The sequence below is a fragment of the Prochlorococcus marinus XMU1411 genome (assembly GCF_017696075.1).
GTDB classification, from domain to species: Bacteria; Cyanobacteriota; Cyanobacteriia; order PCC-6307; family Cyanobiaceae; genus Prochlorococcus_A; species Prochlorococcus_A marinus_V.
On the sequence record NZ_JAAORI010000001.1, the window covers coordinates 16,103 to 39,194 of the forward strand.

Annotated in this window: 29 protein-coding genes; 17 read left to right on the top strand and 12 right to left on the bottom strand. The window is 31.9% G+C overall.

Translation table 11 applies throughout. The features are described from left to right. Positions 1-27 precede the first annotated feature (27 nt). The gene (locus HA145_RS00065; RefSeq protein WP_209127301.1) at positions 28-657 is read left to right on the top strand and encodes an RNA recognition motif domain-containing protein; all 630 of its coding nucleotides are present in this window, start codon (positions 28-30) and stop codon (positions 655-657) included. Here HA145_RS00065 and dusA read toward each other — a convergent pair. Next, on the bottom strand, positions 654-1,658 hold the full coding sequence (dusA, locus tag HA145_RS00070) for a tRNA dihydrouridine(20/20a) synthase DusA (RefSeq protein ID WP_209127302.1): 1,005 nt from the start codon (positions 1,656-1,658) through the stop codon (positions 654-656). The genes HA145_RS00065 and dusA overlap by 4 nt on opposite strands. 23 nt (positions 1,659-1,681) lie before the next feature. Between dusA and msrB the strand changes: the two genes are divergently transcribed. From msrB to rsgA, 5 genes are all read left to right on the top strand, one after another. Beyond that, on the top strand, positions 1,682-2,176 hold the full coding sequence (msrB, locus tag HA145_RS00075; protein WP_209127303.1) for a peptide-methionine (R)-S-oxide reductase MsrB: 495 nt from the start codon (positions 1,682-1,684) through the stop codon (positions 2,174-2,176). Positions 2,177-2,251: 75 nt separating this feature from the next. Further along, positions 2,252-2,971 carry a nucleotide exchange factor GrpE gene (gene grpE, locus HA145_RS00080; protein WP_209127304.1) on the top strand — a complete coding sequence of 240 codons (720 nt, stop codon included), beginning with the start codon at positions 2,252-2,254 and terminating at the stop codon, positions 2,969-2,971. A 29-nt stretch (positions 2,972-3,000) separates the two neighbouring features. Next, entirely contained in the window at positions 3,001-4,125 is a 1,125-nt protein-coding gene (dnaJ, locus tag HA145_RS00085; RefSeq protein ID WP_209127305.1) for a molecular chaperone DnaJ, read from the top strand. Further along, the gene (locus tag HA145_RS00090) at positions 4,125-4,355 is read left to right on the top strand and encodes a sulfurtransferase TusA family protein (RefSeq protein WP_209127306.1); all 231 of its coding nucleotides are present in this window, start codon (positions 4,125-4,127) and stop codon (positions 4,353-4,355) included. Before dnaJ ends, HA145_RS00090 begins: the two co-directional genes overlap by 1 nt. Continuing rightward, positions 4,345-5,262, top strand: a complete 918-nt coding sequence (rsgA, locus tag HA145_RS00095) for a ribosome small subunit-dependent GTPase A (RefSeq protein ID WP_209127307.1) — start codon at positions 4,345-4,347, stop codon at positions 5,260-5,262. Before HA145_RS00090 ends, rsgA begins: the two co-directional genes overlap by 11 nt. Here rsgA and HA145_RS00100 read toward each other — a convergent pair. The 3 genes from HA145_RS00100 to murC are packed head-to-tail and all read right to left on the bottom strand — an operon-like array spanning position 5,228 to position 7,913. Then, complete coding sequence (locus HA145_RS00100) at positions 5,228-5,578, bottom strand: YbaB/EbfC family nucleoid-associated protein (protein ID WP_025931188.1); 351 nt, start codon at positions 5,576-5,578, stop codon at positions 5,228-5,230. The two genes, rsgA and HA145_RS00100, sit on opposite strands and share 35 nt — an antisense overlap. 17 nt (positions 5,579-5,595) lie before the next feature. Then, positions 5,596-6,489 carry a UDP-N-acetylmuramate dehydrogenase gene (gene murB, locus HA145_RS00105; RefSeq protein ID WP_209127308.1) on the bottom strand — a complete coding sequence of 298 codons (894 nt, stop codon included), beginning with the start codon at positions 6,487-6,489 and terminating at the stop codon, positions 5,596-5,598. 11 nt (positions 6,490-6,500) lie between these two features. Then, positions 6,501-7,913, bottom strand: a complete 1,413-nt coding sequence (gene murC, locus HA145_RS00110) for a UDP-N-acetylmuramate--L-alanine ligase (RefSeq protein WP_209127309.1) — start codon at positions 7,911-7,913, stop codon at positions 6,501-6,503. Between the two features lie 193 nt (positions 7,914-8,106). On the opposite strand from murC, the gene gap reads away from it, so the two are divergent. Then, positions 8,107-9,129, top strand: a complete 1,023-nt coding sequence (gene gap / locus HA145_RS00115; RefSeq protein WP_209127310.1) for a type I glyceraldehyde-3-phosphate dehydrogenase — start codon at positions 8,107-8,109, stop codon at positions 9,127-9,129. 1 nt (position 9,130) lies between these two features. Here gap and thiL read toward each other — a convergent pair whose 3' ends face one another. Next, a complete protein-coding gene (gene thiL, locus HA145_RS00120; RefSeq protein WP_209127311.1) occupies positions 9,131-10,117 on the bottom strand; it encodes a thiamine-phosphate kinase in 987 nt (328 codons plus the stop codon). Continuing rightward, positions 10,110-11,201 (bottom strand): peptidylprolyl isomerase, encoded by a 1,092-nt coding sequence (locus tag HA145_RS00125; RefSeq protein ID WP_209127312.1) that lies wholly within the window; start codon positions 11,199-11,201, stop codon positions 10,110-10,112. The genes thiL and HA145_RS00125 overlap by 8 nt, the downstream gene beginning before the upstream one ends. 43 nt (positions 11,202-11,244) lie before the next feature. Between HA145_RS00125 and efp the strand changes: the two genes are divergently transcribed. Beyond that, positions 11,245-11,805 (top strand): elongation factor P, encoded by a 561-nt coding sequence (gene efp, locus HA145_RS00130; RefSeq protein ID WP_209127313.1) that lies wholly within the window; start codon positions 11,245-11,247, stop codon positions 11,803-11,805. Next, complete coding sequence (accB, locus tag HA145_RS00135) at positions 11,805-12,311, top strand: acetyl-CoA carboxylase biotin carboxyl carrier protein (RefSeq protein WP_209127314.1); 507 nt, start codon at positions 11,805-11,807, stop codon at positions 12,309-12,311. Before efp ends, accB begins: the two co-directional genes overlap by 1 nt. A 3-nt stretch (positions 12,312-12,314) precedes the next feature. On the opposite strand, the gene pdxA is transcribed toward accB, so the two are convergent. Both pdxA and HA145_RS00145 read right to left on the bottom strand, forming a co-directional pair. Next, complete coding sequence (gene pdxA / locus HA145_RS00140) at positions 12,315-13,322, bottom strand: 4-hydroxythreonine-4-phosphate dehydrogenase PdxA (protein ID WP_209127315.1); 1,008 nt, start codon at positions 13,320-13,322, stop codon at positions 12,315-12,317. 23 nt (positions 13,323-13,345) lie between these two features. Continuing rightward, positions 13,346-14,224, bottom strand: coding sequence for an SDR family NAD(P)-dependent oxidoreductase (locus HA145_RS00145; RefSeq protein ID WP_209127316.1), 879 nt, complete (start codon positions 14,222-14,224; stop codon positions 13,346-13,348). Positions 14,225-14,259: 35 nt separating this feature from the next. Here HA145_RS00145 and HA145_RS00150 point away from each other — a divergent pair, with 35 nt between their 5' ends. After that, positions 14,260-14,487 carry a transcription factor TFIID gene (locus tag HA145_RS00150; RefSeq protein ID WP_209127317.1) on the top strand — a complete coding sequence of 76 codons (228 nt, stop codon included), beginning with the start codon at positions 14,260-14,262 and terminating at the stop codon, positions 14,485-14,487. Here HA145_RS00150 and HA145_RS00155 read toward each other — a convergent pair whose 3' ends face one another. The 3 genes from HA145_RS00155 to HA145_RS00165 all read right to left on the bottom strand — a co-directional run bounded on the left by HA145_RS00155 (position 14,488) and on the right by HA145_RS00165 (position 16,068). After that, complete coding sequence (locus HA145_RS00155) at positions 14,488-14,886, bottom strand: HNH endonuclease (protein WP_209127318.1); 399 nt, start codon at positions 14,884-14,886, stop codon at positions 14,488-14,490. 163 nt (positions 14,887-15,049) lie between these two features. After that, positions 15,050-15,499, bottom strand: coding sequence for a DUF6554 family protein (locus HA145_RS00160; RefSeq protein WP_209127319.1), 450 nt, complete (start codon positions 15,497-15,499; stop codon positions 15,050-15,052). A 56-nt stretch (positions 15,500-15,555) separates the two neighbouring features. Further along, complete coding sequence (locus HA145_RS00165; protein ID WP_209127320.1) at positions 15,556-16,068, bottom strand: AbrB family transcriptional regulator; 513 nt, start codon at positions 16,066-16,068, stop codon at positions 15,556-15,558. Positions 16,069-16,200: 132 nt separating this feature from the next. Here HA145_RS00165 and HA145_RS00170 point away from each other — a divergent pair, with 132 nt between their 5' ends. After that, positions 16,201-16,398, top strand: coding sequence for a hypothetical protein (locus tag HA145_RS00170; protein WP_209127321.1), 198 nt, complete (start codon positions 16,201-16,203; stop codon positions 16,396-16,398). 1 nt (position 16,399) lies between these two features. Here HA145_RS00170 and HA145_RS00175 read toward each other — a convergent pair whose 3' ends face one another. Further along, a complete protein-coding gene (locus tag HA145_RS00175) occupies positions 16,400-17,536 on the bottom strand; it encodes a pyridoxal-phosphate-dependent aminotransferase family protein (RefSeq protein WP_209127356.1) in 1,137 nt (378 codons plus the stop codon). A gap of 87 nt (positions 17,537-17,623) precedes the next feature. Between HA145_RS00175 and cbiD the strand changes: the two genes are divergently transcribed. From cbiD to HA145_RS00205, 6 genes are all read left to right on the top strand, one after another. Next, positions 17,624-18,736: a cobalt-precorrin-5B (C(1))-methyltransferase CbiD gene (gene cbiD / locus HA145_RS00180; protein WP_209127322.1), complete on the top strand. Its 1,113-nt coding sequence runs from the start codon at positions 17,624-17,626 to the stop codon at positions 18,734-18,736. Positions 18,737-18,790: 54 nt separating this feature from the next. After that, positions 18,791-20,377, top strand: coding sequence for a glutamine-hydrolyzing GMP synthase (guaA, locus tag HA145_RS00185; protein WP_209127323.1), 1,587 nt, complete (start codon positions 18,791-18,793; stop codon positions 20,375-20,377). Positions 20,378-20,540: 163 nt separating this feature from the next. After that, positions 20,541-20,744, top strand: a complete 204-nt coding sequence (locus HA145_RS00190; RefSeq protein ID WP_209127324.1) for a hypothetical protein — start codon at positions 20,541-20,543, stop codon at positions 20,742-20,744. Positions 20,745-20,868: 124 nt separating this feature from the next. Then, positions 20,869-21,852, top strand: coding sequence for a hypothetical protein (locus HA145_RS00195; protein WP_209127325.1), 984 nt, complete (start codon positions 20,869-20,871; stop codon positions 21,850-21,852). Positions 21,853-21,862: 10 nt separating this feature from the next. Further along, positions 21,863-22,795 (top strand): DNA cytosine methyltransferase, encoded by a 933-nt coding sequence (locus HA145_RS00200; protein WP_209127326.1) that lies wholly within the window; start codon positions 21,863-21,865, stop codon positions 22,793-22,795. 31 nt (positions 22,796-22,826) lie between these two features. Beyond that, entirely contained in the window at positions 22,827-23,069 is a 243-nt protein-coding gene (locus HA145_RS00205) for a hypothetical protein (RefSeq protein ID WP_209127327.1), read from the top strand. The last annotated feature ends 23 nt before the right edge of the window (positions 23,070-23,092 follow it).

Consider the following 23,092-nt stretch of genomic DNA (forward strand, 5'->3'; position numbering starts at 1 on the left):
ATTAGGTTATTTTTTGTTGAATTTAAAGTGAGTATTTTTGTTGGCAATTTGCCTTTCCGCGCAGAGCGTGAAGATGTTGTACAGTTGTTTGCACCTTTTGGTGAAGTTTTAAATTGTTCTCTTCCTCTAGAGAGAGATACTGGCAGAAAAAGAGGATTTGCATTCATTGAGATGGCAGACGAATCAATTGAGTCAACAGCTATTGATGGTTTGCAAGGTACAGAGCTTATGGGTAGGCCCTTAAGAATTAATAAGGCAGAGCCAAGAGGATCTGGAGGGTCTCGCAGAGGTGGTAGAGGCGGAAATAACGGCGGCTATGGTGGTGGTGGCTATGGTGGCGGAAATAACGGCGGCTATGGTGGTGGAAATAACAGCGGCTATGGTGGCGGAAATAACGGCGGCTATGGTGGTGGTGGCTATGGTGGTGGAAATAACAGCGGCTATGGTGGCGGAAATAACGGCGGCTATGGTGGTGGTGGCTATGGTGGTGGAAATAACGAAACTAATACGTCTTATACGAATAAACCCTCCGGAGCAGAAGGTTGGGAAGATAGAAGTTATGGCAGCTCTTCTGAAAACTCTGAATATGAAAGTGGGAGAATCAGAAGAAAAAGAGGAATTTCAAATGAGGGTAATGTATCAAATGAAGAGAGTTAATAGCCTATTTCTTTTAGTTTAGAAGTTAAATTAAGAAGACAGTCAATATCTAATTCCTTTTTTATAGATTTAGTTGAAATTTGATTTCTCCAAATTTTTGCTTTTGGAATACCTTCGACTAGATTTATGAGATGTTTACAAATATCCCAAGATTTTCCTCCATTTGCAAGATGTTTTTCTATGTATGGAATTAAAGAAAAAATGATATCTGAAGCAGATTTGGAATTTGAATTTATTCCATAAACTTTTTGATCAATTGCAGACCATCTTAATGGGTGTTTATATACAGATCTTCCAATCATTACACCATCAAATTCTTTAAGGGCCTCTAATGATTGATCGATATTTGTGAAACCCCCATTAATTTCTATTAATAAATCTGGATTTAATTTCTTTAATTTTTTTACTACATCGTACTTTAATGGAGGTATATTTCTATTTTGTTTTGGATTGAGTCCTTTTAAAATTGCTTTTCTCGCATGAACTGTAAATCTATCTGCACCAGCATTTGCTACATCCCTTACAAAATTATTCAAATTTATAAAACTGTCATAGTCATCTACACCTATTCTGTGTTTGATAGTGACTGGTAAACTGCAGCTATTTTTTAAGGATTCTATGCATATTGCAACTTTTTCAGGATCTTTCATTAATGAAGCGCCAAAGTTTCCTGAGCAGACTCTTGGGCTTGGACAACCAACATTAAAGTTTATTTCGTCATAACCCCAATCTTCTGCCATTCGAGCAGCTTCTTTCAGAATGACAGGATTGTCTCCACCAAGTTGAATCGATATTGGGTGTTCTTCACGATTAAAATTTAGAAAATTTTCTTTTTTATTTGTATAAACTAAGCTTTGGGCTACAATCATTTCCGTATACAAGAGAGCTTTAGAACTTATTTTTCTCATTATCATTCTGAAATGTTTATCAGTACAATCCATCATTGGAGCAATACTTAATTTATGAATATTTTTCATAGAATTAGATTGATTAAAACTCATTATCTTTTATGTGATTTAAATATATGAATCAATTTCTAACTAGAAGATCTTTTATTCTAATTCCTATTATGTCAATTTTAAAAATAATCTTTAAGCCAATGAAAGTTTTAGCTTCTTCAGTTAATTCCAAAGAAGAGTGGAACTTATCAAAAGAAGAATGGAAATCCAGGCTTAGTTCAGAATCCTATTATATTTTAAGGGAGGAAGGAACTGAAAGAGCTTTCAGCAGTCAACTAAATAATGAAAAAAGGAAAGGAGTTTTTCATTGCGCAGGATGTGATTTGCCGCTTTTTCTTTCAGATAAAAAGTATGATAGCGGTACAGGATGGCCAAGCTTTTGGGAGTCAATTCAAGGGTCAGTTGAAACAAAGGTTGATTTTAAGTTAATTGTCCCACGGACCGAATATCATTGTTCTAGATGCGGTGGTCATCAAGGCCATGTCTTTAATGATGGTCCGGCTCCTACAGGAAAAAGATACTGTAATAATGGCCTAGCATTAAGATTTGTTCCTGATTAAATATTTGTGCGGCCTTCCGCAACTTGTTTTGTGCATCATTTTAATGGAAAATAGTCTTATTAAATTTTTAGAAAAATGATTGAAAGTCAATCAGACAATATTGATAATAAAGAAAGTGATATTTCTGATCAGAGTAATTGTCCTGAAAATGTCCAATCTCCAGTAGATTCAATAATTGAAAATGATGAATCATCATCCCAAAAAACAGAAGAAATAAATACTGAAGAATTAAAAAATACTATATCCAATAATGATGCAAGATTAGAACAGTTAGAAAAAGAGCATGAAACTTTAAAAAATCAATACGTAAGAATTTCAGCAGATTTTGATAATTTTAGAAAAAGGCAGTCTAGAGATCAGGACGATTTAAAAATCCAACTTGTTTCTAAGACTTTAACTGCAATACTTCCTATTGTTGATAATTTTGAAAGAGCAAGACAACAACTTAAACCAGAAAGTGAAGAAGCTCAGGCTCTTCACAGAAGTTATCAAGGATTATATAAACAATTAGTAGAGGTTTTGAAACAACAAGGTGTGGCGCCGATGAGAGTTGTTGGTCAGCAATTTGATCCTAATTTACATGAAGCTGTATTAAGAGAGCCTAGTGAAGAATTTAATGAAGATTTTATTGTAGAAGAATTGCAGCGAGGATATCACCTAGAAGGTAAGGTCTTGAGACATGCTTTGGTTAAAGTTTCTATGGGACCTGGTAAACAAAATTCACGAGAGGAAGTAGAAAAGGATAAAGTTGAAGGGGATATTAATTCAGAGGAAAATACTTCTGAAGATGTATAAATTCCAATTTTTTACTTGAGTATTATCTAATGGCTGATTTTTACCAAATACTTGGAGTTTCAAGGGATGCTGATGCTGATACCTTAAAAAGGGCTTATAGAAAATTAGCAAGGCAATATCATCCTGATATTAATAAAGAACCTGGTGCTGAAGATAAATTTAAAGAAATTGGCAAGGCCTACGAAGCATTATCCGATCCTGATACAAGAGCCAGATATGATCAGTTTGGAGAGGCTGGCCTTGGAGGTGCCGCTGGAATGCCTGATATGGGAGATATGGGTGGCTTTGCAGATTTATTTGAAACTTTTTTTAATGGCTTTGGTGGACAAAATCCACAGGGAGGGAGAACTCAAAGAAGAGGCCCTCAACAAGGAGATGATTTAAGGTATGACCTTAGTGTTGACTTTAAAGATGCAATATTTGGCCAACAAAGAGAAATTAAAATTCCTCACCTTGAGAAATGTGAAGTCTGCAGGGGAACAGGTGCCAAACCAGGAACCGGTCCAAAAACTTGCTCTACATGTGGAGGAAGTGGACAAGTTAGAAGAGCTACGAGGACACCTTTTGGTAATTTCACACAAGTGGCTGAATGTCCTTCATGTAATGGAGCTGGTCAGATAATTGCAGATCCGTGTGTAAGTTGTGGCGGTAATGGTGTTAAGCAAGTTAGAAAAAAATTAAGAATTAATATTCCTGCAGGGGTTGATACGGGGACTAAATTAAGAGTTTCCGGAGAGGGAAATGTTGGGTTGAAAGGGGGTCCGCCCGGAGATCTTTATGTTTTTATTAAGGTTAAGACTGATTCAAAACTTAAAAGAGAAGGTGTGACTATTTATTCAGAAATAGCTGTCAGTTATTTACAAGCTATTTTGGGAGATACTGTTCAAATTACCACAGTTGATGGAAATGTTAATTTAAAAATTCCAAGCGGTACTCAACCAGATACAACTCTTTCTCTTGAGAATAAAGGGGTACCTAGACTAGGTAATCCAGTTGCTAGAGGAAATCATGAAGTTCTTGTAAAGGTTAAATTGCCAACTCGTATAACTGATGAAGAACGTAAGCTTTTAGAGGGTTTAGCTTCTCAATATTCAGATAAAAACATCAATTCCAGTAGTGGACTATTTAGTAAATTGTTTGGTCAAGAATCCTAATGACTTCTTTAAAGCATTTGGATCTTAAATGTGTTCCATGTCCTTTAAATGTCGTCAAAATTAAATTGGCTTTAGAGAAATTATCCAAAAATGAACAACTTATAGTTGAACTGGATAAAGGAGAACCAGAAGAAATGGTATTAAATAATTTAAAAGAAATGGGATATTTGTTTATACAAATCAAAGAAAATGAAAAATTTATAAAAATAAAAATATTAAATGAAAACTAATATTAAATATTTAGGTTTAGTTACAAAAAAATTTAATGATTTTTTTTTAGTTGACTTAAAAAATCAAGAAAACATTGGAAATAGCAAGAGATTTTTATGTAAGGTGAGGAAGTCTATAAATTTCAAAGATCAAATAATTTATGTTGGAGATGAAGTAATACTTGATAATATTGATTTAAAAAGTAAACGCGCAGTAATAAAAAATCTAAAAAAAAGAAAAAATTTATTAGCTAGACCCTCAGTTGCAAATATTTCTAACATATACGTTATTTTTTCCGTTGAAGAGCCACAGTTAAATTTATCTCAAGTGAACAGGTTTTTGATATCTGCAGAATCAATGGGAGTTGAAGTATCATTAGTGTTAACAAAATGTGATTTAATTTCAGATGAAAGAAGATTTTTTTTACTTGATAAATTTAGTAAATGGGGTTATCAAGCAATAACTTTAAATTTACGAAAAACTTCTTATTTTAAAAAATTTTTAACTGAGTTAAAGCAAAAACAATGTTCAATTTTTATGGGCCCATCTGGTGTTGGCAAAACTACTTTGCTTAATATGATTATTCCAGGTGTTCAAAATAGAACTGCTCCAGTTTCTAATAAAATTAAGAGAGGCAAAAATACTACTCGAAATGTTGAGTTATTTTCCATATCAAAGCAAAGTTATATTGTGGACACCCCTGGTTTTAATATGCAACCTTTAGAGGTTGATATTAGGTTGTTACCAAATCTTTATTCAGAAATATATAAACAGGTAATCGATGAAGAAATTAAGTGTAAATTTCGTAACTGCTTACATTTAAACGATGAGGGCTGTAATTTAAATAAATCATTCGAAAGATACTCTTTTTATAAAGAAATGATTGAGTTTTCTAAGAATCACTATTATCAAAACCAGGAAGATTAAGATTTAATCCACCAGTCAAATCATTCATCCTTTCTTTCATAGTTGTAGTAGATAATTCATGAGCCTTTTGGATAGCTTGTAAAATATTTTGCTCTATTTTTTCTTTATCCGCATTTAAAATATTTTCTTGCACTTCAACTTTTAAAGGAAGTTGGTTTCCGCTTATCCAGACTTTAATCATTTCATCATCACTTTTTCCTTCAATCTCCATATTTTCTAGTTCATCTTGTAATTTTTGAGCATCTTGCTGAATTTGTTTAGCTTTTTTAAAAGCTTCTGTAAGTTGTCCAAAGTTAGGAAGTCCAAAACCCGCCATTTTGTAAAAAAGTTTCTTTAGTTAGGATAGTCAAAACCAATCATTCTTACTTCCGGTTGCAAAAATATTCCTTTGTTTTGTAGTACTTTTTGTTGAATTACTGTTATTAATTCATAAATATCTTTTGAACTTGCTGAAGAAGTGTTAATTATAAAATTTGAATGCATTGTAGAAATTTCTGCACCGCCAATTTTAAATCCCTTTAAACCCATATCATCAATTAATTTTGCTGCATAATTATTTTCAGGATTTTTAAAAACACTACCAAAACTTGGTTGATGATATGGCTGTGTTTTTGTTTTTAATTTGAGGTTATTTTTGGTAGTTTTAATTAATTGTTCGTGATTTCCATTAGGCTCAAAATATAGTCTTGCACTAATAATACTCAAATCATTTCTTTGAAAAGAGCTAAATCTATACTCGAAATCGATATCTTTTTTTTCAATTTCAAGTTTTTCATGAGTTTTATTATTTATAACTTTTACAGAAATAAGATTTTTTGCTAGCGACAAATTATTAGTGCCAGCATTCATATAAATTGCTCCTCCTAATGTTCCTGGAACTCCGACAGCCCATTCACCTCCTTGTAATCCATTTTTAGCAAGAGAATTAGATAACGTTGGAAGCATTACACCTGCTTCCGCTTCAACAATTCCTGAATATGGCTCTATCGTTAATGATTTCATTTTTTTTGTACACACAACTAAACCTTTTATGAAAATATTATTTATTAGAAGATTTGAACCTGCACCAATAATCTGGTATCTTTTTTTATTTAAATTTGCCCATTTTATTAGATATGAAAATTCGTCAATGCTTCTTGGCTCAGCAAAATATTCAGCAACTCCTCCTACTTTTATAGTTGTATAACTACTTAAATTACAGTTCTCAGAAAAAATCTTTTTATTCATAAATTACTTATTCATTTTATTTGTTTTGCATTTAAAATTGACCAGAAATTATGACAATCGCCAGCTCCCATATTCAAAATTAAATCCCCTTCTTGAGTTAATTCGTAAAAATTCTTTGTAATTTCATGATAATTATTTACGTAACTGACATTTTTATTTTTTTTATAAATCAGATCAGTGATAATTTTCGAAGTAATTTTATCTTCGTTTACTTCTCCTGCTCCATAAATACTGGTTACATAAATAACATCTGCTTTTGACAATTCTTCAGCGAATTCTTTAGTAAATTGCTTTACTCGAGAGTATCTATGAGGTTGAAATATAGCTATTAATCTACTTTTTTGACATTCACTATTATGTTTTTGTTTAATAAATAATCTTCCTAATTTAATCGTCTCTTTTATCTCATTTGGATGATGTGCATAATCATCATATAAACATCTTTCATCTATTTGGCCTCTGAATTCAAATCTTTTTTTTGGTAGTTTAAGATGTTTTATATTTTTTTTAATTTCTATAAAATCTACACCTATCATTCTTGAAGCTGCTATTGCCGCGGTGATGTTAGATAGATTGTGTAACCCTGGAATTGGAATATTTAAACTACTTATGAAATTTCCATTTTCATAATATTTTCCAATAGTATGACTTTTATTTATTTCAGTTGGGATTAAGGCATAAGCAACCTCGTTTGGTGTAGTATTTGACCACTTGCTTTCAGAGTTAAAATTATTTCTCGTGATTTCACAATCAAAATTAATTAATAATTTTTTAGAGTTTGAAGCGAAACTTTTAAAAGAAGATATGACTTCACTTAGATTAGAAAAGTGATCGCAATGATCAAAATCAATGTTATTGATTATTCCAATATCAGAGTCATATTTATTAATTGTCCCATCAGATTCGTCAACTTCGGCTACTAAATATTTTGTATTTTCTAAATGACAATTAGAGTTGTAGATAGGAATTATTCCTCCAGTTATTGAAGAAGAATTATGTGTACATAACTCAAGAATTGTAGAAAGAAATGTACTGGTTGATGTTTTCCCGTGACTCCCAGCTACTGCCAATGCATTGTAAGTGCGCATTAGCATTGCGAGAATCTCTGAACGATGTTTTATTGATAAATTTTTTTCTCTGCAGTATGAAAATTCTTCATTTTCTGGCTTTATCGCGGAGCTTACAACAATATTAATCAATTTGTTGGTAAATTTTGAAATTACAAATTCAATATTTTCTTGAACTTGAGAACTAAAGATTACTGCACCTAATTGCTCTAATTTATTAGTTTCATTGTTTTTAACTAAATCAGATCCCGAAACTGAATAACCTTTTTTAATTAAACCCATTGCTAATGCTGACATTCCAATACCTCCGATCCCAATAAAATGAAAATGAACTTTCAACAGTAATTCTTTATCCAATGTTTATCGTTTACTTCAATCAAAATAACTTCTCGGAAAAATTTTGCTATTTTTTCTTAAAAAAAAATGTTTTTTTTTATTGAATTAATACAAAACTAGACTTATTTGCTTAATAAATCAAAAAAAACTTACGTTATTGCACAAAATTCAGTATGATCAGCAACTTAGGTTAATCATTTAGAAATTATTAGTTATGACTTTGCGTGTTGCAATTAACGGCTTTGGCAGAATTGGTCGAAACTTTATGCGTTGTTGGCTTAGTAGAGGGGCTTACACCAATATTGAAGTAGTTGGAATTAACGTTACCTCAGATCCCAAGACTAATGCTCATTTATTAAAGTATGATTCAGTTCTTGGTCAACTTGATGGTGTTGATATTCAATATACTGATGATACTTTTGTAATTAATAACAAGACAATTAAGTGTTTCTCTGATAGAAACCCATTGAATCTACCTTGGAAAGACTGGGGTGTAGATTTGGTTATTGAATCTACTGGAGTCTTTAATACAGACGTTGGTGCAAGTAAGCACTTAGAGGTAGGAGCAAAAAAAGTTATCTTAACTGCTCCTGGCAAAGGCGATGGAGTTGGTACTTTTGTAGTCGGCGTTAATGCTGATAAATATAAACACAAAGATTATGATATTTTGAGTAATGCTAGTTGTACAACAAACTGTTTAGCTCCAGTGGTTAAAGTTTTAGACCAAACGTTTGGGATTAACAAGGGTTTGATGACCACAATTCATAGTTATACAGGGGATCAAAGAATTTTAGATAATAGTCATAGAGATTTAAGAAGGGCTAGAGCAGCGGCTACAAATATTGTTCCTACTTCTACAGGTGCTGCAAAAGCAGTAGCACTGGTATACCCAGAAATGAAAGGAAAATTAACAGGTATTGCAATGAGAGTACCCACTCCTAACGTTTCTGCAGTAGATTTTGTTTTCGAATCTTCTAAATCTGTTACAGCCGAAGAAGTCAACAAAGCGCTTAAGGAATCATCATTAGGCTCAATGAAAGGTATCATAAAGTACGGAGATGAACCATTAGTGTCAAGCGATTATGCAGGTACCAATGAATCATCAATTGTTGATAGCGACCTCACTATGTGTATTGGAGATAACCTTGTAAAGGTCCTTGCTTGGTACGATAATGAGTGGGGTTATAGTCAGAGAGTTGTAGATTTAGCAGAGATTGTTGCTAAAAATTGGGAATAATTTAAAAGTGTTTGAAAGGTTTTTTATTAAATAATATGTTTTTATTATTATTTCTAAATTCTATTGATGGTTCACCATAATCAAAAAAACCAATCTCGTTAATATTTTTATCAAATTTAGATAAATTTTTTGACCATTTTTTTGGTAATGAGAAAACTAATTCGTAGTCTTCGCCTCCAAAAAAATAATATTCGTCCCATTTATCTCCTTTAGGCCAATCCTGATCTTTAGGTATTTTTTCATAATTTATAATCGCTTTACAGTTGCTAGCTATTGCTAAATCTTGTAAAGCTTGAAAAAGACCATCACTGCTATCAGTACATCCTATTCTCTTTATTTTTTTATTGGAGCGAGTTTTCAGGAGATTATTTAGAAAATTTGGGTAGATATTAGGGCGACAAAAATGTTCAATGGACTTACTGATTAATCTTTCATTAAGAGAAAATTCATTATCGAAATTAATTTTATTTTGTATCAAAAATCCTAGTTTGCTAAGACCATGTATACCTGTAGTTAAGATAATATCTCCTGGTTTACATGCGTTTCTTCGTAATTCAAGTTCACCTTGAATTCCAAAGGCTGTAATTGAAATGACTTTTTCATTTCCCTTTGAGCAATCTCCCCCTAAAATCCTCCCGCCATATTCTTTTAATGCTTTATTTATTCCTTTATATAATTCTTTAACCCAAATCCACTCAGTTTTAGCAGGTAAAACTAGGCTTATTGTAATACCTATAGTTTCCTTGCTGCCACTGGATAATAAGTCAGAGATGTTGCTAACAACTGCTTTCCATCCAAGGTCTTGAGGACAAATAGTAATATCATTGAAATGAACATTTTCTACTAAAGAATCAGTATTGACAAGTAAATTTTCATTTTTAGTTTTGATTAAAGCGCAATCATCTGAAGCTTGATTTTTAGGCATAAATTTTTCTAGCCTATTTATTAATTCTTTTTCCCCTATATCTTCTAATATTTCTTTATGCATTTAATTGGAGGTTTTCGATTCCTTCTAAAACATCAATTGAAATTATTGTGTCATCTTTAGTAAGTTCTTCTAATACATCAAATCCATCTACAACGTAACCAAAGGCAGCATTTCTGCCGTCAATTAAATTGCGACCTGCTGGATTTAATTCTGCTTCATATAAAAAGAAGAAAAATTGTGATGAGCCATCATCAACTGCGGTATTCGAATGGGACCATCCTAGAGTTCCAAGTGTTGCAAAAGGTAATGTTGGCGTCTCTGTGTAAAAACCTAAATCTTCAAAAGTTTGATTATAAAAGGTATCTTTTTCATCTGGGATTCTTATTTCTAGGGGAACGTGACGTTCTTCATTTGTTTCAGGATCTATGTAACCAATAGCTTCACCAATTGGATCACCTGTTTGCATTACAAAAAATTCTTCTGCTCTGTTAATAGGTAAATCTTTGTAGAAGTTTTTTGAAGATAAATCTATAAATGCTCCTGCTGTAAGTGGGGCGTTAAATCCATCCACAATAGCTTGCATATCTCCTTTGGAGGTTTTTATATTGACTTTTGCTCTGCCCAGTAATCTTGGTAAATTATCAAATTCGTGGGGAATAGAGTATGGAAATTCATTTGGTAGAAAATATTCTTCTACTTTACCTATTTTATCTAAAGCATCTCTTCGGGTGGCTATAAATGAGTATTTATCTTTTGATTTAGAATAGTCTTGAAGGCTATTAAAATTTTCCTTGAGCTCTAAAAATGTATTTTCAGTAATTTTCTGTTTATCTTTTGGTAATTCTTGAATAATTTTACTTTGGTATTTTTTTAGTAAAGATTGACATTTTGTAACAGTTTTTGCAAGAGCAGGCCATCTTCCTCCTCTGACAAGGTCACTAGTTTCTTCCAATTTGTGTTGAATTTCCTGTAACTCAACTTGCTTGATAGGGAGTGCGTTTCTGAGGATTGCATTAGGGTCTTTTACTGCATTTCCAGTAGGTAAATCAGCTAGTACTTGTATCGGTTTAAATAGAAAAACCTGTGAAAATACAATTAAAAGAATTAAGAAAACTTTGTTCTGATTTGATAAGAATTTTTGCATAGCACTCTTGCAGGTTTATGATCCTTGGGGATGTAATACAGGAATGATTTCCAGTAACGATTTTCGCACAGGTACTACCATCGAATTGGATGGACAAGTTTGGCGCGTTGTAGAATTTCTACATGTCAAGCCTGGTAAGGGTTCTGCTTTTGTGCGAACAAAATTAAAATCAGTTCAAAGCGGCAACGTGGTTGAAAAAACTTTTCGAGCCGGAGAATCAGTACAGCAGGCTATCCTTGAGAAGTCTAACCTGCAGCATACATATGTGGAGTCTGGTGATTATGTTTTTATGGATATGACAAGTTTTGAAGAGACAAGACTCACCTCTGAGCAAATCGGTAAAGGCGCAAAATATTTGAAAGAGGGAATGGAGGTTAATGTGGTTTTCCATAATGGTAAAGTTTTAGAAGTAGAACTTCCAATATCTATTACTTTGAAAGTTACAGAGACTGATCCTGGAGTTAAAGGTGATACTGCTAGTGGGGGCACGAAACCAGCTATTCTAGAAACAGGTGCTCAAGTTATGGTTCCTTTATTTATTTCTGTTGGAGAAATGATTAAAGTTGATACTCGTAACGATAGTTATCTTGGACGTGAAAATTAATGGCTATGAAACTAGATCATGAAGACTTAAATCGCTTAATAGAGAAAATCTCTTCAAGTGATATTCAAGAGTTCTTGCTAGAAGGTGAAGATTTTAAACTAGAAATAAAAAGGAATTTGTTTGATCAGAACCAAGTTATCAATAATTTAGCTTCTAATACTTCATTTGATAAACAAACAATTGCTAATCAAAAAACTATCAATCAGACTATCCCAGTTGTTAATGAGCCTGAAACGCCGCAGGTAGCACCCCCAGGACGCTCTGACCTAACTGAAATTACTTCTCCTATGGTTGGAACTTTTTATCGGGCTGCGGCGCCTGGTGAGGATCCATTCGTCGAAGTAGGAAATAACATTAAGGTTGGTCAAACTATTTGTATTTTGGAAGCAATGAAGTTAATGAATGAAATTGAATCTGAATTTAATGCTGAAATAGTAGAGATTCTGGTTGAAAATGGGACACCAGTTGAATTTGGTCAAGTTTTAATGCGCGTTAAGCAGTCTTGAATTCTAAGTAATTTCTATAGCAGCTTTTATAGCCTCAATCATACTTTGAGATTGAGCAATCCCTTTGCCAGCAATATCAAATCCTGTTCCATGATCTGGAGATGTTCTTATAAAAGGTAAACCGATTGTGGTATTTACTGAGTAATTAAAAGCTATCACTTTCATTGGTATTAAACCTTGATCATGATACATAGCAAGAATGCCATCGTGCTTTTCAGCATTTTTTTCACTCCAAGCTTTTACTGAAGAATTCCAGCAACTATCTGGTGATAAAGGGCCTAATAATTTAATACCTCTATTTTTCTCATTCCATGTAATTAAGGCATCATTGAGCCAATCTTTTTCTTCATGACCTAAAATGCCTTCTTCGCCAGCATGAGGGTTTAATCCTGCTACTTTTAAAGTAGGTTTGTCAGTATAGCTATTACAAAAATTTTTGAATAGATCCAATTTAGAGTGGATTAATTCTGTAGTTAATTTCTTGGGAACTTCACAAAGGGCTATATGGGTTGTAGCTAGTAAGGTATTAAATCTCCAACCTGTAATTGGTGATTTTGCTGTGAATAACATTCCAAAGTTTTTTACTCCACATGATTTTGCTAGTACTTCAGTTTGACCAGAGAAGTAATGACCTGCTAGAGACCATGATTTCTTGCAAATTGGTCCTGTTACAAGTGCCGAATTGGGATATGTTTTTACAATTTCTATTGCTTTTGTTAAATATTGATAACTTGAATTACCGTAACTTGATTGAGGGTTATTATCTGATGAAGAAATTTCGAGATCATGTATCTTTAAATTTTTAGGATTTGCAATGTTTTCTAATCCTAATGATCTAAGGTGGCTATATGTATTTTGTAGATTTTTTTTTGATCCAACCAATATAAAGTCAACATTTTGAGGTATCTCATCAGAACAAAGAGCTTTTAATATTATTTCAGGTCCAATACCTGACTCATCTCCTACGCTTAATACTACGTTCAATGCTTTATTTGTATTTTGACAATTCATAAAAAGTTTTTAAATTTATTTTTTTAACTATTCAGATAGCAATTTTTTAAGCCTATTTTATAATTTTTATAAATTAGTTTATACCCGAGTGTTTCGCATAATAGTTTATTCGAAACTCTTCTATTTTCCATCCAAAAAGATTTAGCTATAGGGGATAATTCCTCTTTTGCATCTTCAAATAATATTGGCTTTGGCATTGTTAAACCAAGGAAATCATAGCAATATTGAATAACTTCTATCTGAGAACAGGGTAGATCATCTGCAATATTAATAATCTGGTAAAATTTTAAGGAATTTTTATTTTGTAAGAGATAAATAATTGCATTTGTTATGTCAGCGACATGAATTCTTGAAAAAACCTGATTTTTTTTTGATATAACACGAATTTTTTTATTTTTTATTGCTTCAAAAGTCGATCGTCCAGGTCCATAAATACCAGGCAACCTAAAAATCTGTACAGGTAAACCAGATCTAATCCATTCTTTTTCACAATTCAATCTCTTATGACTTCTTTGTTGAAAAGGTTTTGGTTCATCAATTTCAGAGACCCAATCACCCTTGCTGTGCCCATAAACTCCTGTTGTAGATAAATATCCAACCCATTCAAGGGATAAACTTTTTAGCTTATCTTTAAGACTTTTTAATACTGGATCGTTTCCATTTTTGTCGGGAGGTATGCAACTAAGAATATGTGTGACTCCATCAAAAATTTCTTTATTAGGAAGCAAGTCTTCTTCGCTGTTGAATACGAAACTATTTGGATCTTTTTTTTCAGATCTTGAACTTGTCAAAGCGGTATAACCCAATTGCCTTATTTTTTTTGCAAAGAAACTACCGCTGAAACCACATCCTAAAACTAAAAATTTATTTTTACCATTTAGTGAACTTGCGGAATTCTTCATGCGACGTTAAAGTAGTACATATGTATTAATTAAAGATGAAGACAACTCTTAGGCCTGATTTAAAATTAAAAACTTATTGCATTAGCAAAAGTTATAGTCGTCTGACAGAAAAAGAAATAAGCTTAATTAACTTTAAATTCTATCAAAAATTATTTGTACTTCTCATTTCATTTTCCACAATTTTAATATTCCCAGAATCGCCAAGAGAATTGGAAAATATATGTGAGAGTTATAACTCTGGAAAAATGTGTAATGTTTGGTAGTCAAGCTGCTCTATATTCTGATCTATCTTTTTCGTTATCTTTATTAACTTGAAAATTAGGATTGGCCCATTGGAGTAATCTTATAGCTAGTCTTAAATCTCCTTCTAACCAAGCTCTTATAGCCATTGCTCTTCGTGGATCATAAAATTTTTGCCTTCTGTACCAATACAAAGCATTTTCATCTGATTTGTCCCCATTACAGGAAAGACATGCAGGGACACAGTTTTCTGTAGTGCTTAAGCCTCCTTGACTTCTTGGTATTACATGGTCAATCGATTCAGATGTTTTTCCGCAATATATACAACTTTTTCCTGTAAACCTATGTATAGATTTTCGCCATTGTCTAAATCTGAACTTAGGACATAAATCCTCTAAAAAAACCGCATCATTAATATGCATTCAGAATATTTATTTAAATAAATAATGGCTTGAATAAATTAAAAGTCAACATTTATCTATCCTTTTAGGTATAAATTTGCAAGCAAAAATATGATTTAGTCTGTTTAGATACAAAATAGTATTTATAAAATTATAAAAATATAACTAACTTTTAAAATCTTTATTAATAACTATATCTTTCAAGTGTTTCATCAGAAAATTCTTCATTAGTTTCTTCTAATTCTTTTTCTAATCTTTTTCTTTTGCTTTCTCTGTCTTTTGCTTCTTTTTCTTGTCTTTCCTCTTCTTTTTCTAAATCTCTTATTAGTTTTCTATTTGGATGAAGTTTATCAAGGTACTCAACACAATAGCTGAAAGTTTCTCTATCTCTAATAACTGATTCAGTAATTTGTGCTGCTGCTTGTTTAGGTGAAACTTTGAAAATTCCACCTTTTTGCTTTTTTATATATGTATATGCTGCATCCCAACTACTTTCATGATCATTTCCTCCATCTCTCATAGTACAAAAAATTTCCGCTCCAAAAGATCCTGCATTTACTTTTAAAGAATGAAATGAAATAGGGGATATAATCCCCAAGGTTACAAAAATTAAATTTTTTCTAAATCCCTTCATTGCATATAAGCTTTCTATTTAAAAATATCTTTTATTGGAAATATGTCTATAGATTTTTAAGATTTTATTATTCCAAATAAGTTTAAGCATTTTACAATTAAAGGTAGAATTAGAAGCACAGTAATTAATCTTACTGCGTGTAGAGTTGCGACTGCAGCCCCAACCCCATACTCTGATCCTACAAGACTCATGCCGCTGATGCCTCCTGGTGCTGCGCCAAGAATTGTTGTTATCACATCGATATTAAGTAATCTGCTTGTCCATAATCCAATTGCTAATCCTGTAATAACTAAAGTAAAAGTTATTAAAATAGCAGGCCTCCACAATGTTTGAAGATCCATTAATGAGTCTTTGGTTAATGATGTGCCGATAACTGTTCCAATACCAATTTCTAAAATTGTTCTTGTGCCTATTGGCCACTCTGCAATATCGACTTTGCCACTGATGCTAAGTATGCTTGCGCCTATTAAAGCACCTGCAAGAGGAGCTGCAGGGATACCTGTTTTTAGAGCTAAAACTCCAAAAATAAAACCTGCAATTAGATAATAGAATAGATTTATGTTTGGCATAAATTTGAAAGATGTTTGACCATAATATTAGAAGAAAATTTATTTGCTTAAGTTTGTAGTCAAATAATATTTTTGATTTTCTCCCGTAATGTCCCCTTTTCTTGGCATAATATTACTAAAGCATGAATTTTTATGTCTTCACAAATTTCATACAAAGATAATAAAAGCCGCATAAAGAAAAAATTATCTTTTTTTGAGGGTGGTCATCAGCTCGAAAAATTAGAGTTTGCCCTTGCAATAGCTCAAACCAAAGGTGACGAAAAAAAATCAATTACTCTTAGAAAAAAGATTGTTGAATTAGGTGGAAATGTTGAAGAGCCAGGTACTTAACCTAATTTCTCTCAAGATATTTAGAGACCACAACCAATGCTTCACCAGCCTGTTGAGCTGTTATTTTGCTTAAATCAAGAAGTACATTACCGATGGCTGCGACAATTGTGATGATATCTCTGTCATTTATATAACCTAAGTGACCAACTCTAAATATTTTTCCTTTCAAGTGATCTTGACCACCAGCAAGTAGGATATCAAATTTATTTTTTATAGTCTTTCTAAATTCTTCAGCATCTATTTCTCCAGTTTCTATCGCAGTAATTGAAGGGCTTAAACATTTTTCATCGGCAAATAATTTGAGATTTAATGTCTTTGCTGCATTGCTCATTGCTAATTTGTGTCTATTGTGTCTGAGGAAAATGTTATCCAAACCTTCTTCTCTCATCATTTTTAAAGCTTCATCTAAAGCAAAAACCAAATTAACTGCTGGAGTATATGGATTACTGTTAGTTAAAAGACTTTTTCTGTATGATTTTAAATTTAAATAAAATTTTGGTAAATTAGATTTTTCTGTTGCTTTCCATGCTTTTTGGCTCATTGATATAAAACTAAGCCCTGGAGGTATCATATATCCCTTTTGCGATCCCGAAGCAACGATATCTAATTCCCATTCGTCTACTGGAACATTGCAAGCTCCAAGACTTGTAACGCAGTCAACAATTGATAAAGCTGTGTTGTGTTTCCGAATATATGAACTTATAGTTTTTAGATCATTAATTACACCTGTTGAGGTTTCAGAATGAGTCAAAATAACCGCCTTTATTTCTTTTTGTTTATCTTTTTCTAATACCTTTTTGAATTCTTCTGGATCAAGGGGAGTACCCCATTCAGAATCTATTTTTATTACTTCTAGACCAAATTCTTTAGCAACTTTTACCCATCTTTCGCCAAATTTTCCATTTTCTCCACAAATTACTTTATCTCCTCTACTTAAAGTGTTTATTATTCCAGCCTCCATTGCGGCAGTCCCACTACCTGTGATTGTTAGAACATCATTTTGAGTTTGATGAAGCCACTGTAAATTTTTAGAAGTACTCTCTACTAGATCTTGGAATTCTTTACTGCGATGGCCTATTGGATGCTTACTTAATGCTTGTAAAACTTTTTCTGGAACTGGTGTGGGTCCAGGAATCATCAATGATAATTTTTGTTGTATGGCCACTTTTTGTTAAATAGGTCATTCTTAGATTAGTTCTCATTATATATTTTTCAATTACTTGATTTGAAAAAAGGATTTTCTTTGCCATTGTGGGTTGCTGGAGCTGCTAGGTCAGCATTAAAAAAACTAGTAGGTTTACCATTTGAGAATTATGAACTAATAAAAATTCCTAATGAAAAAAAAGAAATAAAAATAGAGATTCATTCTGTTGGTTTGCTTAAAGATGAATCAAATGCATTAGGAATTACCTTTGCAAAGTCAGGCTTAGATCTTGACATTACAAATAACTTAGAAATATGGACAATAGCGTCTGTAGAAAAAATTTCTTGTAATAATCCTACTCAAACAATTCCAATAAATATTATTGCGGGATCAGGTGTAGGTATAAAAGAAGATACATCAGAAATATGCATTTCTAATTTTGCAAAAGAAGTTTTATATGAAAATTTATTAGATATTATTCCTGAGGGTTTTAATTTGAAATTAGAAATTATTTTCCCAAATGGTATGTTTTTAGCTGAAAGAACTAGTAATAAGTCATTTGGTATTGTTGATGGCTTATCTATAATTGGTACTTCTGCAGAGACTTATTCGAGTGCTTCTCCTGATCAATTAGAAGAGGCTAAAGCAAATTTAGCAAAATTAATTCAAAATGATTTTAAAGGGGAAGTTGTCTTTGTGATTGGTGAAAATGGGTTAAATTTGGCCAAAAATCATAATGTTAATTTGCCAATTATCAAAATTGGAAATTGGATAGGACCATTATTAGTTGATGCTGCAATAAAAAAAGTTAAAACAGTAATTCTTTTTGGTTATCACGGAAAATTAATTAAATTAGCAGGTGGTATTTTTCATACACATAATCATTTAGCTGATGCAAGAATTCAGATTCTTGTTTATTTAGCAGTTCAAGAAAAGGTACCACCTGAAATAATATTTGAATTATCTCAGTTAAATAATCTTGAGGATGCGTTACTACTTCTTGAAAGATTGAATCAATCTTTAGCTGATCAATTATTCAAGAATTTAGCAAATACGATTGAAAAGCGTTCTCTTGCTTATGTAAATAGGTATTTAAAAACTGACATAGAAATCGCATCAATCATTTTTGATAGAAAAAGGAAAATAAGGTGGGCTGGAATTTACGGTAATAAATATATTTCTTTTTTCCAATGAGATCAATTTGTGATTCATTATGCTTTTGTAAATAAATTGAGCTAACTTTTATACATGAGTCAAAATTTTTTAAAAAAAGAACGAGATCCTTCAATATTAATTTTAGATTTTGGATCTCAATATTCTGAATTGATTGCAAGAAGAATTAGAGAGACTAATGTTTTTTCTCTTGTTGTAAGTAACTTCATTTCAATTGAGGATATTCAAAATATTAAGCCTAAAGGGATAATTTTGAGTGGAGGACCAAATTCTGTCTATGACCAAAACGCACCTAAATGTGATGAAAAGATTTTTGATTTAGGAATTCCTATTCTTGGTATATGCTACGGAATGCAATTAATGGTTAAAGAGCTTGGTGGATCTGTTACTTCAGCAATTAAAAAAGCGGAGTATGGAAGAGCACCAATTAAGATAGATTTAGAATGTGACCTACTTTGTGATGTAGAAGATAAATCTATAATGTGGATGAGTCATGGTGATTCAATAAATTGTTTACCTGATGGATTTAATAAAATTGCTCATACCGAGAATACACTTCATGCAGCAATTTCAAACGATAGAAAGAAGTTATTTGGTGTTCAATTTCATCCGGAAGTAATTCATTCAGAGTTTGGGATGACAGTAATTAAAAACTTTGTTTATAAAATTTCATCTTGTGCTGCTGATTGGACAACTGAAACCTTTTTAGAGGAGACGATTCCTAGAATTAGAGAACAAGTTGGCAATAAGAAAGTTTTGCTTGCTTTATCTGGAGGAGTTGATTCTTCAACGCTTGCTTTTTTACTAAATAAAGCTATTGGAAATAAGCTGACATGTATGTTTATAGACCAAGGTTTTATGAGAAAAGGTGAACCTGAATTTTTAATGAATTTTTTTGATAAGAAATTTCATATAAAAGTTGAATACATTAATGCTAGGAATAGGTTTATTGAAAAATTAAAAGGAATTACTGATCCAGAACAAAAAAGGAAAATTATCGGGGAAGAATTTATTAGAGTGTTTGAAGAAGAAAGTAATAGGTTGGGACCTTTTCATTACTTAGCTCAAGGTACTCTCTATCCTGATGTTATTGAAAGTGCTGGTACAAATATTGATCCTAAAACAGGCGAGAGAATAGCTGTAAAAATAAAAAGCCATCATAACGTAGGTGGATTACCAAAAGATTTGCAATTTAAATTAGTTGAGCCATTAAGAAAACTTTTTAAGGATGAAGTACGGAAATTAGGAGCTGCTCTAGGTTTGCCAGATGAAATTATAAAAAGGCATCCATTTCCAGGTCCTGGTTTAGCAATAAGAATTTTAGGAGAAGTGAGTAATGACAAACTTGATTGTTTAAGAGATGCAGACTTGATCGTGAGAGACGAAATTAAAAAAGCTGGATTATACAACGATATTTGGCAGGCTTTTGCAGTATTGTTACCTGTAAAAACTGTAGGGGTAATGGGAGATAAAAGGACTTATTCATGGCCTATAGTTTTACGTTGCGTATCTAGTGAAGATGGTATGACAGCAGATTGGTCAAAAATTCCCTTTAAAATTTTAGAAAGAATTTCTAATAGGATCGTAAATGAAGTGAGTTCAGTTAACAGAGTTGTTTATGATATTACAAGTAAACCTCCTGGAACCATTGAGTGGGAGTGATGGGTGGTAAAGGAACTCAGTTATAGTCTCGAAAAGTAGGTTACACGTGGGTTACACGTGAGGGTAAAATCTCATCTCTATAGAGAAATCGTATAAAAATAAATCGCTCTATACTTTATTCTTTCTATGATGTTATTTTTCTATTGAGTAACCAATAAATTTAATGATAAGTAATAAAAAATGGCAGAAATTATTAGCACTTGCAACAAGTGGTGAAAAATTACCTAATGATGCCACAGAGGAAGAAAAGCAAGCATATGAATCATTAATTCGTGATTATAAAATTATGCTTAAGACTGCAAAGGAACAAGGAATAAAGAATCCTGAAATGTATATACCTTTTGAAGTTGAGGGAGATTTTTTGTGAATGAACTTAAAGGACCTGACTTATAAAGAAAAACAGCAAAGTTTATACAGTATTTAATATTTAGAAATTTATATTAGTTACTGTATTTAATTTATAAAGGATGCTATTTTTTAGAAAAAATATCATGCTTAATATTGAAGAGAATATAGAACTATGGTCAAGAATAAGGTTTGGTGAAGTTCCAATGGATCATTCAATTGATTTGAAAAATATAAATTTGATTAAAAAAAGTTTATTTGAATTAGGTTTAGAAGATAAGTTTATGGATGGTTTTTCCACAGAAAAACTCCTCGTGCAAAGTAATGCTGAAGGAAGTGGTGGGGAGAAAATGACTGAAATTTTTCATGAATGTGTAAAGAATAATAATTTAAGTCCAGCAATGTATCTCGCCTCATTCGCAAATAGGTACATAAACAAGAATAAAGATCTTTCAAAATTAAATGGTTTTCTTGCAAGAGCGATGAGATCTTTTGGTGCTTTTTTAAGAGAACCTGATCTTGCCTATAAATTAAAAAAAGAATTAGAAAACTTTTTTGAAAAAATTGAAGTTAATATGGATCCTGATCAAGATTTGAAAAGACATATTGATATAGAGATTAATTGTGATGGAAATATTTTAAATGTTTGGTCTTACCAGGCAAGCGATAAAGGATTGCCAAATACTATTGATAGATTAGTAGGAAATAGGGGTCCAGTTGCTTCTGGTATAAATGTTTTGTGTCCAATAAATACATTTAGCGCTCAAAACTTTATAGATAAACAAAAAAGTTTAAAAAAAAAGAAAGAACAAATAATTAACTGGGAAAAAGAGTTAACTCAAAAAATCTCTAATTCCCGACGAAGAAAAGTAGAGGAAAATTTAATAAAAAATAGAGATTTATATCATGATAAGAAAAATGCACTAAAATCTATAGAAGATCAGATTTTAAAAGAAGTGTCTTTAAATAAGGGTTGGTTTTTATACTCTGATTTTTACGTTAAGGAAATGGCAATAATTATTAATGAAACGCTTAATGGTAGAAAGTCTGCTATGGAATATTCTGATTTGCAAAATATTCTTGAGAAACCCAAGGATTTAGTAACCAAAAAATTAATATTTAATAATTGATCTTCTTTTGATGAATAAAAAACCAAAAAAAATTATTGATTTATTTGCAGGTATTGGCGGTTTTCATTTGGCATTTCATAAATTGGGATTGGAATGTGTTTTTGCATCTGAAATTAATGCAGATGCACGAAAGTCTTATAAGCAAAATTTTAAATCTTATGTATCAAAAGACTTCTTCGAGAAAAGTTTTAATGCCGATATTTATCAACAAGATAAATTTGCAATACCAGATTTTGATATTTTATGTGCTGGTTTTCCCTGCCAACCATTTAGTCAGATTGGATATAAAAAAGGTTTTTCTGAAGATTTGGAGGGTAGAGGAAATTTATTTTTTGAAATTGCAAAGATTTTAGAAATCAAAAGACCTAAGGCATTTTTTCTTGAAAATGTTCAGCATCTTATTAAACATGATGATGGAAGGACCTTAGATATTATTAAACAAACAATTGAGAAATTAGATTATTCATTTTATTACAAAGTAATTAGGGCATCTGATTTTAATTTGCCTCAACATAGACCAAGGATATTTATGGTTGGGTTTTTAGGAGAGTCAAATGAACAAAAAATGTTTAATTTCCCTAAACCAATTCCTCTTCAGAATAGTATGAGTGATGTCTTTGAAGCAGAATGCCCAAAAAAAATTGGTTATACCCTGAGACTAGGTGGTAGTGATTCAGGTATCCACGATAGAAGAAACTGGGATAGATATTGGGTTAATGGAGTGGATACTAAAATTAAACCTCTTCATGGTAAGCGTATGCAGGGTTTCCCAGATGATTTTTATCTATCTGAGAGCAGATCAAAGTCAATGAGACTTTTAGGCAATAGTGTTGCTGTTGATGCTGTTTATTATGTTGCTAAAAATATGATTGATTATATGAACGATAAAGAGAAATTTGTGTTTAATAATTTATTTGAACCTTTTCTCAAAGTCGCTGTTTAAGTACTATTGATTGTTCAACTTTTTTGGGAAGGTGTCCCTAAAATTTATTATGGCGAGAATTAAACAAACACCTTATGAAGTTCTACTCTCTGAATTTGGTGGAGTACGTTCCTTAGCAAGGGCGATTGATCGTGATCCTGGTTCGGTTAATAAATGGCGAAAAGGGGATGGTACTATTCCTTCTTCAATACAAAGAAAAGTTTTAGAAACTGCTTGGGATAGAGGTATTAGAATCACAGCAAATGAAATAATTTTTGGTAGAGATGAAAACTAACTTGATAGTTTTTTGGAATTTGT